The 15,227-nt window shown below is 65.9% G+C and carries 13 protein-coding genes; 8 read left to right on the top strand and 5 right to left on the bottom strand.

What is annotated here, in order from left to right:
- Positions 1–199 precede the first annotated feature (199 nt).
- Positions 200–2,356 carry an FUSC family protein gene (locus FQ755_RS20620; RefSeq protein WP_144156640.1) on the top strand — a complete coding sequence of 719 codons (2,157 nt, stop codon included), beginning with the start codon at positions 200–202 and terminating at the stop codon, positions 2,354–2,356.
- Between the two features lie 78 nt (positions 2,357–2,434).
- Here FQ755_RS20620 and FQ755_RS20615 read toward each other — a convergent pair whose 3' ends face one another.
- Positions 2,435–3,397: a substrate-binding domain-containing protein gene (locus tag FQ755_RS20615; RefSeq protein ID WP_144156639.1), complete on the bottom strand. Its 963-nt coding sequence runs from the start codon at positions 3,395–3,397 to the stop codon at positions 2,435–2,437.
- 430 nt (positions 3,398–3,827) lie between these two features.
- Here FQ755_RS20615 and FQ755_RS20610 point away from each other — a divergent pair, with 430 nt between their 5' ends.
- From FQ755_RS20610 to FQ755_RS20585, 6 genes are all read left to right on the top strand, one after another.
- Positions 3,828–5,225, top strand: coding sequence for a circularly permuted type 2 ATP-grasp protein (locus FQ755_RS20610; RefSeq protein ID WP_409937534.1), 1,398 nt, complete (start codon positions 3,828–3,830; stop codon positions 5,223–5,225).
- 91 nt (positions 5,226–5,316) lie between these two features.
- Positions 5,317–6,258, top strand: a complete 942-nt coding sequence (locus tag FQ755_RS20605) for an alpha-E domain-containing protein (RefSeq protein ID WP_144156637.1) — start codon at positions 5,317–5,319, stop codon at positions 6,256–6,258.
- 8 nt (positions 6,259–6,266) lie between these two features.
- Positions 6,267–7,103, top strand: coding sequence for a transglutaminase domain-containing protein (locus FQ755_RS20600; protein ID WP_144156636.1), 837 nt, complete (start codon positions 6,267–6,269; stop codon positions 7,101–7,103).
- 319 nt (positions 7,104–7,422) lie between these two features.
- Complete coding sequence (gene poxB, locus FQ755_RS20595; protein ID WP_144156635.1) at positions 7,423–9,144, top strand: ubiquinone-dependent pyruvate dehydrogenase; 1,722 nt, start codon at positions 7,423–7,425, stop codon at positions 9,142–9,144.
- Between the two features lie 153 nt (positions 9,145–9,297).
- On the top strand, positions 9,298–9,531 hold the full coding sequence (locus tag FQ755_RS38755) for a hypothetical protein (protein ID WP_409937531.1): 234 nt from the start codon (positions 9,298–9,300) through the stop codon (positions 9,529–9,531).
- Between the two features lie 14 nt (positions 9,532–9,545).
- Positions 9,546–9,989 carry a PRC-barrel domain-containing protein gene (locus FQ755_RS20585; RefSeq protein ID WP_144156634.1) on the top strand — a complete coding sequence of 148 codons (444 nt, stop codon included), beginning with the start codon at positions 9,546–9,548 and terminating at the stop codon, positions 9,987–9,989.
- Here FQ755_RS20585 and FQ755_RS20580 read toward each other — a convergent pair.
- From FQ755_RS20580 to FQ755_RS20565, 4 genes are read right to left on the bottom strand one after another with little or no spacing between them, the layout of a single operon-like run.
- A complete protein-coding gene (locus tag FQ755_RS20580) occupies positions 9,983–11,473 on the bottom strand; it encodes an efflux transporter outer membrane subunit (RefSeq protein WP_144156633.1) in 1,491 nt (496 codons plus the stop codon). The genes FQ755_RS20585 and FQ755_RS20580 overlap by 7 nt on opposite strands.
- On the bottom strand, positions 11,470–12,555 hold the full coding sequence (locus FQ755_RS20575) for an efflux RND transporter periplasmic adaptor subunit (RefSeq protein ID WP_144156632.1): 1,086 nt from the start codon (positions 12,553–12,555) through the stop codon (positions 11,470–11,472). Before FQ755_RS20575 ends, FQ755_RS20580 begins: the two co-directional genes overlap by 4 nt.
- Complete coding sequence (locus FQ755_RS20570) at positions 12,552–12,761, bottom strand: DUF1656 domain-containing protein (RefSeq protein WP_144156631.1); 210 nt, start codon at positions 12,759–12,761, stop codon at positions 12,552–12,554. Before FQ755_RS20570 ends, FQ755_RS20575 begins: the two co-directional genes overlap by 4 nt.
- A gap of 34 nt (positions 12,762–12,795) precedes the next feature.
- Complete coding sequence (locus FQ755_RS20565; protein WP_144156630.1) at positions 12,796–14,937, bottom strand: FUSC family protein; 2,142 nt, start codon at positions 14,935–14,937, stop codon at positions 12,796–12,798.
- On the opposite strand from FQ755_RS20565, the gene FQ755_RS20560 reads away from it, so the two are divergent.
- Positions 14,936–15,151 carry a hypothetical protein gene (locus FQ755_RS20560; RefSeq protein ID WP_144156629.1) on the top strand — a complete coding sequence of 72 codons (216 nt, stop codon included), beginning with the start codon at positions 14,936–14,938 and terminating at the stop codon, positions 15,149–15,151. The two genes, FQ755_RS20565 and FQ755_RS20560, sit on opposite strands and share 2 nt — an antisense overlap.
- Positions 15,152–15,227: the final 76 nt, after the last annotated feature.

The raw sequence follows: 15,227 nt of genomic DNA, 5'->3' as shown, positions 1-15,227 counted from the left end.
CGGGCGGCGTTGACGCGTCTTGCCCGGCATGCGCATTTGCCTCGCCAATGGGAAAAAGGCATCCTCGTCATGCAGCGAACTCATATTGGCATGGGAGGGTTTACCCGTATCATGTTGATTCTTGTCAAGGTGACGCGCGAAACCGGCCGGAAGGGTTCGGTTTAGCGCGGGTTTAGGCCCCTCCCATTCCCAAGGCTCAATGTTTGGTCATTTCCAACGCAGGGCAAAGCACGCCGCCAATCGCCGCCTGAACACCTTGCACGCGCTGGCCGATTTCGTCTCGCGCCGGCGGCCGGTGTGGATGGTGTCGTTCGCGATGGACGAGACCAATCTGTCGGAAGGGCTGCGCGCCGCTTGCGCGGCCACGTCGATGCTGCTGCTGGGCTATCTGCTGCACGACCCACTGTTCGCATGGGCGTCGATCGGCGCGTTCTGGACTTGTCTTGCCGATGCGGCCGGCTCCAACCGCATGCGCTTCGCCTCCATGGTGAGCTTCGCGCTGCTGTCGACGCTTTGCGGCGGCCTCACCGCCCTGGTTTCCGGCGCGGGCACGCTGGCCGCGACCGCTGCGATCCTGCTGTTTGCCACTGCGGGCGCGTTGGCGCGGGTCTGGGGCTCGGCCGCCTCGCAGGTGGGGATTCTGGCCGCCACCGCCTGCGTGGTGATGGTCGACAAGCCGATGCACAGTCTCACCGAAGGCTTGCCGTTCCTCGCCATCTATCTTTCGGGTTGCCTGTTCGCGGTGGTCCTGAGCCTGACCGTGTGGCGCATTCATCCGTTCGGGCCGAGCCGCGACGCCTTGCGCGCGGTCTATGGCCGGCTCGCGGATATCGCGCTCGACAGCGCCCGTCTGCTGCGCCGTGACACCGCCGACTTCGGCCAGTGGGCCCGCCACGCCGCGACTTATCGAGGGCAGGCGCGCGCCGCCCTCGAAACGGCGCGCAAGGCGCTGGCCAAGGTGCCGAATTCACGCGCCGGTCAGCGTGAAACCTATGAATACCTCGTGCTGGCGTTGGCGGATACCGAGCGGCTGTTCGCCTACCTGATCGCCGTGACGGATGCCTGCGAGCGCGGTCATCACACGCTGCATGAACCGCGGCGGGCGGCGCGCCTGTTGTCCGCGCTGGCCGAGGTGATGCTGCGGATCGGTCGCGTGGTCAGCGAGCCGAACGACAAGCCCGTCGTCGAAGACCGCTGGACCGCGCTGGCCGCGCTGCAACGCCGTTTGCAAAAGCTGGCCGGCTCGCTGGAAGCGGCGCTTGGCGAACCGCTCGCGTTAAGGCTGCGTGCTGCGGGCGGGCTCGCCTTCGAACCAACGCCGCGCCGCGAGGCCGGCTGGCTGCGGGCCGCCGCCGACAACCTGGCGCGCGCCTCGGTGACGCTCAAGGCCAACGCGTCGCTGCAGTCCATCGGCTTGCGGCATGCGGCGCGGGTCGGCGTGGCCGTCACGGCGGGCTTCATGATCGTGCGGGCGCTGCATCTGCCGTTCGGCTACTGGGCCACCATGGCGATCCTGCTGATCCTGCAGCCGTCGATTGCGGCCACCTGGCCGCGCAGCATCGAGCGCGCGGCGGGCAGCATCGCCGGCGGCCTGCTGGCGGCGGCGATCGGCTTCGCGGTTCATTCGCCCATCGCCATTTCGCTGATCGTGTTTCCGCTCGTCTGCGCGACCATGGCGCTGCGTCCGGTGAGCTACAGCCTCTTCGTGCTGTTTCTCACGCCCACTTTCGTGCTGGTGGCCGACTTCGCCACGCCCGGCGCGAGCGAACTGATCTTCGCGCTCGCCCGGCTCGGCAATAACGTGCTGGGCTGTTCGATTGCCCTGCTCGCCACCTTTGTGCTGTGGCCGAGCCGCGAGCCGATCGATTTTCGGATGCGCCTCGCCGACGCCGTACAGGCCAATTTCGACTACCTCGTAGGCGCGCTCGAACATGCCGGTGGCGAGGATATCGAAGTGGAGCGGTTGCGGCGCGCCGCCGGCCTTGCCAGCAACAATGCGGAAGAGGCGTTCAACCGCCTGCGTCTGGAGAAACTGGAGAGCTCGCTCGCCGACCGCGCCGCCGTTACCGCGCTGGCGTTGCTGCGGCGCGTGGCCGGCACCGCCACCCGCATGCGCTTCGCGGCGAACCAGGCGCGGGCCGACAATGCGTTGATCGAATGGATCGCGGCGGTGAGCCGCGAGATCGACGCGCATTTGCGCGGCACTCCGCACGACGCGAACTACGTGGCGCTGCCGCGCCGGCATCTGTCGCTGGCTGAGGCCGACGCGGTCAACCAGACCGCGCAGTTGCGCCGTCTGCTGGTGAAAGAACCGGGCGGCGTGGGCGAGGGCGTGGCGCAAGCGGCCACGACGTGAAGTCGTGGCGTCGTCACTCAATGAAAAATCAAACGGCAAGCCGCGCATGTGGGGATGCGGCCAGGCCCGCCGCCCGCCTCAGCGCACGCCGCTTGTCACCAGTTGCAGAGGCGTTTCGATGAACGGCGACAGGTCCTGCTCGCGGGTCGATTCCGTCAGCGCCTTCAGCGCCACGTCGACGCCGAACACCGCCTGGCGCGCCGCGAACTGATCCACCGTGGCGAGAATCCGGCCGGTATCGAGCAAGGGCTTGATGTCCGGGTCGTTGTTATAGCCGGTGATCAACACGCTGCCGGTGCGATGCGCGTTGCGCACCGCATCCACCGCGCCCGAGGCCATGTTGTCGTTGCCGCACAGCAGGGCGCGAATGCGCGGATGCTGCGCCAGCATCATCGTGGCAGCGGCCTTGCCTTTGCTGTACACCCAGTCGCCCGGCGCGAGCGCGACCACCTTCATGCCCGCCGCCTCCATCGCGCTGCGGAAGCCTTCGGTGCGCTGCCGGGCGTTGCGGTCGCGCGTGAGGCCTTCGATGATCCCCACTTCGTCGCCGCGTGTCAGCCGCGTGGCGAGGTAATTGGCCACCATGGCGGCGCCCTTGCGGTTGTCGGGGCCGACGAACGGCACGGCGAGGTGAGCGGCTTCGAGGTCGGTTTCGTCGAGCAGGTTGTCGATGGCGATCACGATCACGCCCGCATTGATCGCGCGGATCACCGCCGGCACCAGCGCCTTCGAATCGGTCGGCGCCAGCACGATGGCGCTGATGCGGGCGGCGGTCAGCTCTTCGACCATGCGGATCTGCGCGGCCGCGTCGGTCTCGTTGGCGGTGCCGAGCACATCCAGATCGAACTGCGAGGCGAAGTGCTTCTGATAATTCTGCGCGGCGCTCGACATCGCGATCGAGAACGGATCCGCGAGCGACTTCAGCACGAGGGCGATCGTCAGCTTGCCATTCGGTATGGCTTGAGCGAATTTCGAAACGGCCAGGCCGGACGCTGCGAGTACGCCGGCCATGAGCACGCGCCGGCGTGTTTTCTTTACCATGGGCTTCCTTTGCTTGTGCGCCGGCGCATCGTCGCCCGCCTGGCGGGCGTCGACGCTCGGCGCACCGGAATGATACAGCGTGGCCCTGTCGGCGCCTCGGGCATTTCCTCCATTCGGCCCGCGCCGGCAACAGGGTAAACACCAAGCCGCCATCCTCCGCGCAACGCGCGCGGCACATGCTGAATGGGTCGAGGTCGCGGCGAATGTCAATTCTTGTCAGGAATACTCGTCAGGCGCCGCCGGGCGGTTATCTTGCAGGTCCGGTATTTTTGATCGGCGTGCGGGGGGCGAGGGCTTTCGACTATCCTAATGGCACGTGGGCGGCTGCGACAGGCAGCCTGCAATAACCATGAAAGCAACCACTGCAATCACAGCAGGACCGGCAAGACCGCAACAACGACGGAGAACCGAAGTGACGCCATTCGATGAGATGCTCAGCTCCGACAAAGGAGTGCGCGCGCCGTATGAACTGCTCAAGCAATGGCTCGATACCCAGCATCCGGCGAATCTCGCGCAAAAGGCGCAGGACGCGGAGAGCGTGTTCCGCAGAACCGGCATCACCTTCGCCGTGTACGGCGAGCAGGAGGCCGCCGAGCGCCTGATTCCGTTCGACATCATTCCGCGCATCATTTCCGGCCCGGAATGGACGCGCCTGTCGCAAGGCATCGAGCAGCGCGTGATGGCGCTCAATGCCTTCCTCGACGATATCTATCACCGTCAGGAAATCGTGCGGGCCGGCCGTATCCCGAAGGAACTGATCGCGCAGAACGAGGCCTTTCTGCCGGAGATGATCGGCTTCCGGCCGCCGGGCAATGTCTATACGCACATCATCGGCGTCGATATCGTACGGACTGCAGAAAACCAGTTCTACGTGCTCGAAGACAACGCGCGCACTCCGTCCGGGGTCTCCTACATGCTGGAGAACCGCGAGACGATGATGAAGCTGTTCCCGGAACTGTTCCAGCAGGTCAAGGTGCGGCCGGTCGAGGCGTATCCCGAGTTGCTGCGCCAGTCGCTGGCGGCGGTGTGCCCGCCGGGCGGCAATCACGACAACCCGACCATCGCGGTGCTGACGCCCGGCATCCATAATTCCGCTTACTACGAGCATGCGTTTCTGGCCGACCAGATGGGCGTGCATCTGGTCGAAGGCAGCGACCTGCAGGTCGTGGACGGCCACGTGGCGATGCGCACCACCGAAGGTTTTCGCGCCATCGACGTGCTGTACCGGCGTCTGGACGACGCCTACCTCGACCCGCTGACGTTCCGCCCCGATTCGGTGCTGGGCGTGCCTGGCATCATGGACGTCTACCGCGCGGGCAACATCACGATTGCCAATGCGCCGGGCACCGGCATTGCCGACGACAAGGCGATCTATTCATACATGCCCGAGATCGTCGAGTTCTACACCGGCCGCAAGTCGATTCTGGAAAACGTGCCCACATGGCGCTGTTCCGAGGCAAGCAGCCTGAAATACGTGCTGGAGCATCTCGAAGAACTGGTGGTGAAGGAAGTGCACGGCTCCGGCGGCTACGGCATGCTGGTCGGACCTGCCGCCTCGAAGAAAGAGCGCGAGGATTTCGCCCTCAAGCTGCGCGCGCGGCCCGGCAACTACATCGCCCAGCCCACGCTGGCGCTTTCGACCACGCCGATTCTCACCGAGCAGGGCCTCGCGCCGCGTCACGTCGACCTGCGGCCCTTCGTGCTGGTGTCGGACCAGATCCGCATTACGCCGGGTGGCCTGACGCGGGTGGCGCTAAAGGAGGGCTCGCTGGTGGTCAATTCGAGCCAGGGCGGCGGCACCAAGGACACATGGGTGCTGGCCGACTGAGGCAAGCCGCCGCCTTCGCAGCTACGCAGCCACGCGGCCACGCGGCGCGTAAATAACAGGGCAACAGACAGCAACTGGATTAGGACAGCACATGCTTCTTGGACGCACAGCAAGCGGGCTCTACTGGATGCACCGCTATATCGAGCGCGCGGAAAACATCGCACGGGTGGTCGATGCGGGACTGCGCATGGCGCTGACACGAAGCACCGATGCCCCGGCGACGTGGTCGTCGGTGGTGGTGACCTCCGGCACGGAGCAGGGCTTCAAACAGCAGCACGATATCTGCACGGCCGACACCGTCCCCGACTATCTGCTGCGCGATACACACAACGCATCGAGCGTGCTGTCCTGCTTCGAGGCGGCGCGCTCGAATGCACGCATGGTGCGCACGGCGCTGACCCGCGAGACGTGGGAGAGCGTCAACGAAGCATGGATGGGGATTCGCCGCGTGCTCGCCGCGCCGGTGCCGGCGAGCGACCTGCCGGCGGTGCTCGATCGCATCAAGCGCGAGTCCGCGCAGATTCGCGGCGCGTTTCACGGCACCATGCTGCGCAACGAGATTTTCAATTTCTCGCGCATCGGCACCTTCATCGAACGGGCCGACAACACGGCGCGCATTCTCGACGTCAAATACCATCTGCTGCTGCCGGCGCTGTCGTATGTCGGCACGACGCTCGACAACTACCAATGGGAATCGATCCTGCGTTCAGTCGACGCGCACCGTTCCTACCGCTGGGTCTACGACGTGCAGTACAAACCCGTCAACATTGCCGACTACCTGATTCTCAACGGACGCATGCCGCGCTCGCTGCATTTCTGCTATCTGAACATCGTCGAAAATCTGCGCTATCTGGCGCAGGATTACGGTGTGACGCGCGACTGCCACGACACCGCGGACACCACGCTCGCCACCTTGCGCGACAATTCGGTCAAGCAGATTTTCTCGCGCGGCCTGCACGAGTTTCTCACCGGCTTTATCGCGCAGAACAACCGGCTTGGCTTTGAAATCGCCGAGACTTACAACTTCGATTGAGTACGGCCATGCGTATCGCCATTCGCCACACGTCCCACTATCGGTACGATCAGCCGGTTCCTTATGCCTTGCAGCGCCTGCGGCTGCGTCCCCAGTCCGGCCCCGGGCAGAACGTGCTCGAATGGCGCGTGACGGTCGACGGCGTCGAGCCTGCCGTCAGCTGGACCGACGGCTTCGGCAATCGCGCCGACCTCGTGCGTCACGAGCGCAACCGGCACGAGATCGTCATCGTCGCAGCGGGGACGGTGGATACCGTGGATATGTCCGGCGTCTACGGCTTCACCAGCGACCTCGCTCCCGCGTGGATCTACGAGCGAGAGACTCCGCTCACGCGGCCAGGCGAGCGCATCCAGGCCCTCGCGGACAGCGTGCGCGCGAGCAGCGGACAACTCGATTCGCTGCACCGTCTGATGAATGAAGTGCATGGCCTGATCGCCTATAAACCCGGCAGCACCGGTGTGGGAACCGACGCCGAGAGCACCCTGCGCGACGGCGAAGGCGTATGCCAGGACCACGCCCACGCCTTTATCGCGGCGGCGCGGCGCATCGGCGTGCCGGCGCGCTACATCTCGGGCTATCTGCTGATGGATGACCGCGCGCAGCAGAGCGCGAGCCACGCCTGGGCCGAGGCGCACGTCGACGGGCTCGGCTGGGTGGGCTTCGACGCGGCCAACAACAATTGCCCCGACGACCGCTATGTGCGCATGGCGATGGGTCTCGATTACCGCGATGCCATGCCCGTCACCGGCGTGCGCACCGGGCAGGGCGCGGAGACGCTGACGGTGGAGATCAGCGTGCAGCCGGTGCAGGGTCAAAGTCAAAGCCAAAGCCAGAGTCAGGGCTAGAGTCGGCGCTGAAAGCCGGCGCAGGCGTGCTCGCATGCGCCGCCGCCTGGTCGCCGCTTGCGCCGCCGTTCGGTCCCGCTGCCACGACGCATGCAAGCGCAAATCGGCCTTAATGTCGCTGCGGGACTTTTAAGTTTCATCTGCATAACCTAAGCTCAATCGTGCGGCTGCGGCCGGCTCCTCGACGGAGTCCGATTCAGGCCGCCGCGCTCTTCGGCGCAATTGCGCGCCGCCTTTCATCGTTCCTGGCAACGCCGCCGTCCCAATCTTGCATGTGCATGCGGGGAACTGGCCGGCATTGCCGTCAAAGGAGTCTCGTATGGCTCGGCATACTATCGCGGACTATCTGGCGCAAACCCTCGCGGCTGCGGGCGTCGAACGCGTTTGGGGCGTCACTGGCGACAGCCTGAACGGACTGGCGTACAGCCTGGATCAGGTCGGCTCGATTCGCTGGATGCATACCCGTCACGAAGAAGTGGCGGCCTTCGCCGCGGGCGCCGACGCGGCGTCCACCGGCAAGCTCGCGGTCTGCGCCGGCAGTTGCGGCCCAGGCAATCTGCATCTGATCAATGGCCTGTTCGATTGTCATCGCAACCAGCAGCCGGTGCTCGCTATCGCCGCGCAGATTCCGTCTACGGAAATCGGCCTCGGCTACTTTCAGGAAACCCATCCGCAGGAGCTGTTCAAGGAGTGCAGTCACTTCGTGGAACTGGTTTCCAACGCGTCGCAGTTTCCGCGCGTGCTGCAACGCGCGATGCGTACCGCCATCGAGGAACGCGGCGTGGCGGTCATCGTGCTGCCGGGCGACGTCGCGCTTAGCGAAGGACCCGCCGATACACCGGCGTGGAGCCATAGCTCGCCGCACACCATCGTGCCGGCCGACGCCGACCTCGAACGCCTCGCCGCCATGCTGAACGGCTGCGAAGCGGTGACCATCATGTGCGGCAGCGGCGTCGCGGGCGCGCATGACGAAGTGGTCGCGCTGGCCGACACGCTCGGTGCGCCGATTGTCCACGCGCTGCGCGGCAAGCCGTTTATCGAATACGACAATCCTTATGATGTGGGCATGACCGGTCTCATCGGTTTTAGCTCGGGCTATCACGCGATGATGTCGTGCGAGACGCTGCTGCTGCTCGGCTGCGATTTCCCGTACCGGCCGTTCTATCCGCCCGAAGCGAAGATCGTGCAGATCGACCACAAGGGCTCGCAACTGGGCAAACGGGCGCCGCTCGCGCTGGGACTCGTCGGCACCATCAAGGAGACCGTCGCCGCGTTGCTGCCGAAAATCACCCGCAAGAGCGAGCGCCGTTTCGTCGACAACGCGCGCAAGCACTACGCCTCGGCGCGCAAAGGACTCGACGATCTCGCCACGCCCGCCGGTCCGGGCCGGCCGATTCATCCGCAATATCTGGCGCGCATGATCGATCAGGTGGCCGGTGAAGACGCCGTCTTTACCGCCGACGTCGGCACGCCCACCTTATGGGCCGCGCGCTATCTGACCATGAACGGCAAGCGCCAACTGCACGGCTCGTTCAATCACGGCTCGATGGCCAATGCCATGCCGCAGGCGCTCGGCGCGCAGGCTGCTCATCCGCAGCGCCAGGTGGTGTCGCTTTCGGGCGACGGCGGCTTGTCGATGCTGCTGGGCGACCTGCTCACGGCGCGGCAACTGGATCTGCCGATCAAGGTAGTGGTCTTTAACAATAGCCTGCTAGGGTTCGTTTCGATGGAGCTGAAAGCCGGCGGTTTCCTCGATACCAATGTGGACCTGAGCAAGACCGATTTCGCCGCGATTGCCAGGGGCGCCGGCATCTTCGGCATTCGCGTCGAGGAATCCGAGGGCGTGGAGGCGGCGCTGCGCGAGGCGTTCGCGCATCCGGGGCCGGCCCTCGTGGATGTGGTCACATCGAAGCACGAACTGGCCATGCCGCCGACGATCGAGCTGGCGCAGGCCAAGGGCTTCAGCCTGTACATGATGCGGGCGATTCTGAGCGGGCGCGGCGACGAGATCGTCGAGCTGGCGAGGACCAACCTGCGCTGAACGCATCACTACCGCAATGCGGCCCGTCAAGCCGCGCTTCATCCGATGGCGCAATAACCTGAGCATTTGACGGGCGCATTCTGCACGAGCAGTCCAGCATGGGCGCAAGTGCCGTCGCTGCCCGCAGATTTTGTTCTTTCTCCGTTTGGCAGGGTGTTTCCGTATACCTATGCCGACGATCGCGCCGCCGTGATCGACTCGCTCGATCTGAACGACGCCGTGCTGGTGGGCCACTCCACCGGCGGTGGCGAAATTTCGCACTACGTGGGCCGTCATGGCACGAAGCGCGTCACCGGCTTGCGGTGCTTCGGCCGCGAGCCGGTCCTCTCATCCACAGCGGCGGCCCGGGCGGCCGGCGGCGCCGGTGTCAATGCAGCTTCTCTCTGACAGGAAGAACGATCATGAAAAAATCAAGGCTTGTGATGACTCTCTTGCTCAGTTCCACGCTGAGTGTTGCGTGCCTGCAGGCGCGCGCCCAGGTGGCGGGTTCGCAGCCGATCGGCATTAGCGTTTCGGAGTCCGATCTGATCGTGCGCGGCTGGAGCGTGAAGAAGTCGATCATCGGCAAGCCGGTGGTCAACGACAACGGCGAGCAGATCGGCGTGGTGCACGACATCATCATTGCGCCGGACAAATCCGCTTCGTTTGCGATCATCGCCGCGCATCAGTTCGCGGGCGTTTCGCAGCATGACGTGGCGGTGCCGATCGAACAGCTCGACTTCGTGAAAGGCAAGCTGACGCTGCCGGGCGGCACGCGCGACGCGATCAAGGCAATGCCGGCCTTCCAGTACGCGCACGTGGCGACGACGCCGATAGCGCGCTCGGAATTCGCGGAGCATCACTGAGACGGTTGCGCCTGATGGGCCGGCGCGCTTTCCCAGCCGCCGCCGAGCGCGAGGAACAGGTTCGCCTGATCGAGCGCGACCTGTCCCTCGGCCGCCGCCACCTGCGAGCGGACCGAGGTCAGCGTGCGGGTCGCATCCAGATCCGCGATGAATGAATCGCGGCCGGCCACATACAGCCGGTGGGTTTCGTCAGCCGACTGGCTGGATGATTTGAGCGCCGCGCGCAGCGCTTCGGCACGCGTGTAGTCGGCCACGTAGGTGGCGAGATTGGTCTGCGTCTCGCGCAACGCGTTGAGTACTACGCCGTCGAAGTGGGCGAGCGCCGCTGTGCTCGCATCCTGCGCCTCGCGCACGCGGCCGCGTGCGCCGTTGGTGGGAAAGGTCCAACTGATCAGGGGTCCGAAGCGCCAGTAATCGGTTTGCGAGGTGACCAGATCTTCGGCAAGGCCGACCGTCCCCGTCGAGGCGCCGAAACTCACGCTGGGATACAGCGCGCCGGTGGCGACGCCGATGCGCGCCGTCGAGGCCGCCAATTGGCGCTCGGCTTCGCGCACGTCGGGCCGGCGTTTGAGCATGGCCGCGCCGTCGCCGACCGGCAGCGGCCGCCTGATCTGTGGCACGGTATTACACGCGAGCACTGCCGCAGGGAGCTCGGACGGCCCGCGCGCGAGCAGCATCGCCAATTGATACTGGGCGATCTTGCGCCGCGCCGTGTAACGCGGGATATCGGCCGTCAGCGATTCGACCTGGGTCTGGCCGCTCGTCACATCCGGCGTATTGCCGCGTCCGGCGTCGCGCAGACGGCGCGAGACGTCCACGCGTTCCTTCTGCAGCGCGAGCGACTGTTGCGCGATCTTCAGTTCTTCCGCCGCCGAGCAGTTCTCGATGTAGGCGCGCACCACGCTCGCCACCACGGTGATACGTGCCAGATCGCTGGCCGCCTGGGTGGCTTCGCTTTCGGCATTGGCGGCTTCGACGCCGCGGCGCAGCTTGCCGAACAGATCGAATTCATAAGAGACGCGGATGCCCGCATCGCCTTCGTTGGACACCGGAATCTTGCTGAAGATCAGGTACTGCTGGCCGGACTCCTGGGCCCGCGCGAACCCGACGTCCGCGCCGCCGGAGAAGCCGCCTTGCGCTTCGGCTACGCCGAGGGCTTCCTGCGAACGCGCGAGGTTGGCGGCGGCGACGCGCAGATCGGTGTTGGACTTCAGCGCCTCGCTGACGAGTTGTTCGAGCACAGGGTCGTCATAGAGATGCCACCAGTCGGGCGGCACCGGATCCTGCGAGACGTGCTGGCCGTCGATATCGGGCAATGGGGCATCGGCGAACGGCGCGTTGACCACCGCGTTCCTCGGCAGCGAGTAGTTCGGCCCGACCGTGCAGGCCGCGAGGGCGAGCACGAGCGGTAGCAGCGGTAGCAGTGGCGACCGTGGTGCCGGCGTCACCGCCGGCAGGGAGAAGAGGGCGCGCGGCAGCTTCATTTTGCGGCGCTCGCGGCAGGTTGCATTGCGGCTGGCGCGGCGGCGCGCGGCGCGGTTTGCACGGCGGCCGCCTGAACCGACGCTGCCTGATCCGCAGCCGCCGGGCGGCTCTGTCCAGCAGACGCAGGCGAAGCAACTGAGGCAGGTGCTGTCGCCGAGGCAGCCGCCCCACCCGGGGCCGCACGATCCCCCGTGGCATGCGTGCCGAGCGAAGGCGCCAGCCCGCGCACCGACACCGTGGCCGTGCGTCCCGCGATCATGCGGAAGTCCTTCGGTATGTCGTCCAGCGCGACGCGTACCGGAATGCGTTGCGCGAGGCGCACCCAGCTAAAAGCCGGATTCACGTTCGGCAGCAGATTGCTGCCCTCGGCGCGGTCGCGGTCCTCGATGGCGGAGACGATGCTCGCCACGTGCCCGCGCAGCGCCGCCGGCTCGCCCATGATCTTGATGTCCACGGCCTGGCCGATATCGATGCCGCTCAGCTTGGTCTCCTCGAAGTAGCCGTCCACGCGGAACGAATGCATGTCCACCACCGAGACCACCGCGCGGCCCGACGCGGCGTATTCGCCGGTACGCGGCGCGCGGTCGTTCAGGTAACCGTCGACCGGACTGACGATGCGGGTGCGTTGCAGATTGAGACGCGCGGTATCCACGGCCACCAGCGAATCCGCCAGCGCCGCCTCGTCGGTTTCGACACGCGAGCGGCTTTCTTCCGACACTTCGCGCGCCACCAGATCGCCCAGTTGATGATTGCGCACGTCTTCGCGGCGCGCCTGATCGAGCGTGGCGCGCCGTTGCTGCACGGTTGCCTCGGCTTGCCGCAGCGCGAGCGCGTAGCGGGCCTGGTCGATCAGGAACAGCGTCTGGCCTTGCTTCACCTGCTGGTTGTCGACCACATCGACTTCGGTGATGAGGCCGGACACGTCTGGCGCGACCTGGATGATGTCGGCGCGGATGCGGCCGTCGCGGGTCCACGGAGTGAACATGTAGTAATTGACCATCTTCCATAGCACGATGCCCGCGATCACGACGACGATCAGGGTCAGCACGATCTGACCAATGGAGAACCAGGTTTTTTTCACGTTATGAGCCGGTGCGAAACGATGACGACAAGACCCAGCACCAGCACGTAGATGCTGAGATCGAAAATGGAGCGGTGCCAGACGAAGCGGTAAAAGCCGGTGCGTGTCAGCGCCGTGCGGATGACGAGGTTGATCAGATAGGCGACCAGCATCAGCACGAGCACGGACGGCACGAACACGCCGAAGATATCGATTTCGCCGATCATGGCCTGCAACCGTGCGGTGAAGTCAATGAGCCGATCATGAAGCAGATTCCTGTTGAGGTGCAGCGGGCGGCGCCGCCGCAGCAATCGTGGCCGGAAACAGCGACAGGCGCAAGCCTACCAGCGCATGCAGCGCGTCGCGCAATTGCCGCGCGGGGAGCGCCGGGCGGTTAGTTGGGCCGGTGGAGGCAGCCGCGGCGGCCGCATTTGCCCCGTCAGGCAGCCCCAGCCCCAGTGCCGTGACGCGCGCAAGCGCCGTGTCGATGATGGACATCAGGTTGTCAGGCACCGGCTGGCGTCCGCGGCGCGCGAGACAGCTTTCGAAGTGTGCGCGGATGCCGTCGAGCACGCCGTCGATTGCAGCGGTCGCGTCGCCGCTGAGCTTCGGGCGCAGGCGGCGCAGATCGATGGCGTTGAAGGCGATGCGCAGGTCGCGGAAACTTTCGATGGACGGATGGAAGCTGTCGTCGGTGGCGGCGAGGCGCGGGATCAGTTGCATCAGACGGTCGAGCATACGCGCGGCGAGATTGCGCTGGTCCTCGATCGGGTTCTTCGAGGCGCTCAGCACGACGTCTGCCCAGCTCGCCCGCAGCAGGCGCGCCGCGGCCAGCTCGGCGCCGAACGGCCGGGTCGCCCGGGTCCACAGGTAGGCGTACAGCAGGCCCGCGAGACCCGCGAGGTTACTGTTCAGGAAAACAAAAAAATCGGCGTCGTAGGCGTCCTGAATGCTGATGAACGTCGCCGTGTTGACCGCGACCAGCATGGTGGCAAGATTGAACTGCGGCCGTGGAATCAGCGTGCCTACGAGAATGAACGGTCCCGCGAACAGGATCACCAGCATCGGGAAATCGTGCACGTTGGGCAGCACGACGAACAGATACAGTCCCGCCAGCGCGACGCTGGCGGCGGTCGAGGTGAAGAACTTGAACACTTGCGGCGCGGGTTCGTCGAGCGCCGCGAAGAAGCAGCAGGCGATTGCGGCAAGCGTCACCGCGCCGGCGCCGTCGTTCCAGCCCGAACTGATCCACAGCGCGCAGGCGAGCACGATGGCGCCGACCGCCGAGCCGGTCGAAAACAGCATGATGCCGCGGTCGAAATAGCGCTCCGTGCCGCCGACCCGCCAGTGACGAAAGCGCGGCTCCCAGACGCCGTCCGCGCCCGTGATGATGCTGCGCAGCGCACGGCAGTCCTGCCACAGATCCACCAGTTGCTTCAGGCGCCACAGGGCATTCGAGAGCAGCGCGCCGTCCCACCCGGCGAGCGCGGCGGGCGTCGGCTCCAATGCCGCGATGCGCGCGCGCAGGCGGTCGGCTTCGAGGTCGGGCGGGGTGCCTTCGCTCGCCGGGCGCAGGGGCGTGTTGAACCATTTGACGACCTCGGCGAGCAGCGGCTCGAGTCCGGCGGGGCGTTCGCGCTGGCCGCCGAGCAGGGCCACCAGCGGATCGGCCAGCGACGACATGATGGGCAGCAGCAACTCCATGCGGCCGCGCAGGGCATGGGCGTTGGTGAGGATGTCGGGGCGCGTGTTGTCGTAGGCGAGCTGGCTTAGCAGCAGTTCGAGCCCATTGGCGGTAGCGGCGAGCCGCTGGCGGCTGGCCGAAATCGCCGCGCCGGCGATGCGGCCGGAGAGTGTTTCGCTGGCGTAGAACACAGCGTCGCGGAACCAGCCGTCGGTGCGTTCGATGATGGCCGGGGCGAGGCGATTCGGAAACACCACGCCGCCCACCACGCTGGCGCAGACGATGCCGAGCAGAATCTCCTCGGTGCGGGTGATGCCGAGATCGAACACGCTGGCCGGATTGAACACGGCCGGCAACGCGATCAGCGGCATCGTATAGCCGGCTAGCAAAAACACGTAGCTGCGCGCGGTGCGATCGGAGATGGCCAGATAGAGCAGGGTGCCGGTCCACAGCGCCACCACCACGCTGAACAGGTACGGCGACTCGACGAACGGCGGCACCAGAAAGATCGCCGCCGACGCACCGAGCGCCGTGCCGAGCGCCCGGTATAGCGCCTTCGAACGGGTCGCGCCGACGAACGGATTCGACACGATGTAGACCGTCGCCATGGCCCAGTACGGGCGCGGCAGCTGGAACGCGAGGCCGAGGTAGAGGGCGAGCATGGCCGCCGCAAAGGTCTTGACCGAGAAGAGCCAGTCGCGCAGTGAAGGGTAGACCATGGCGCGCTACGCGACGACGCGGGCCCGCCGCCGCGCTGCCCTGGCGCTTTCACGGGGACGGCGGATGCCGGCGTGCGGGGCGGCAGGTTTCGGCATGATGTGCATCGGCTCGGCTGAAGAAAAGAGGCGCCGGTCGGTTACGCCCGGCTTGATCGGCGCGCCCATCGGCAGCGGCGCGCGCGTGCAGCTTGCATCAAGCCTGCATGATAAATGAGTCTGTCCCTCTCGTGCGACGTTTGCATTTAAACGCAATTCCAGCGAAACGCCGAGTTCATATCGATCGAAGAAAT

The organism is Paraburkholderia sp. BCC1885 (assembly GCF_900996235.1).
GTDB lineage: Bacteria > Pseudomonadota > Gammaproteobacteria > Burkholderiales > Burkholderiaceae > Paraburkholderia.
This window is presented reverse-complemented; position numbering and strand designations above follow the sequence as displayed.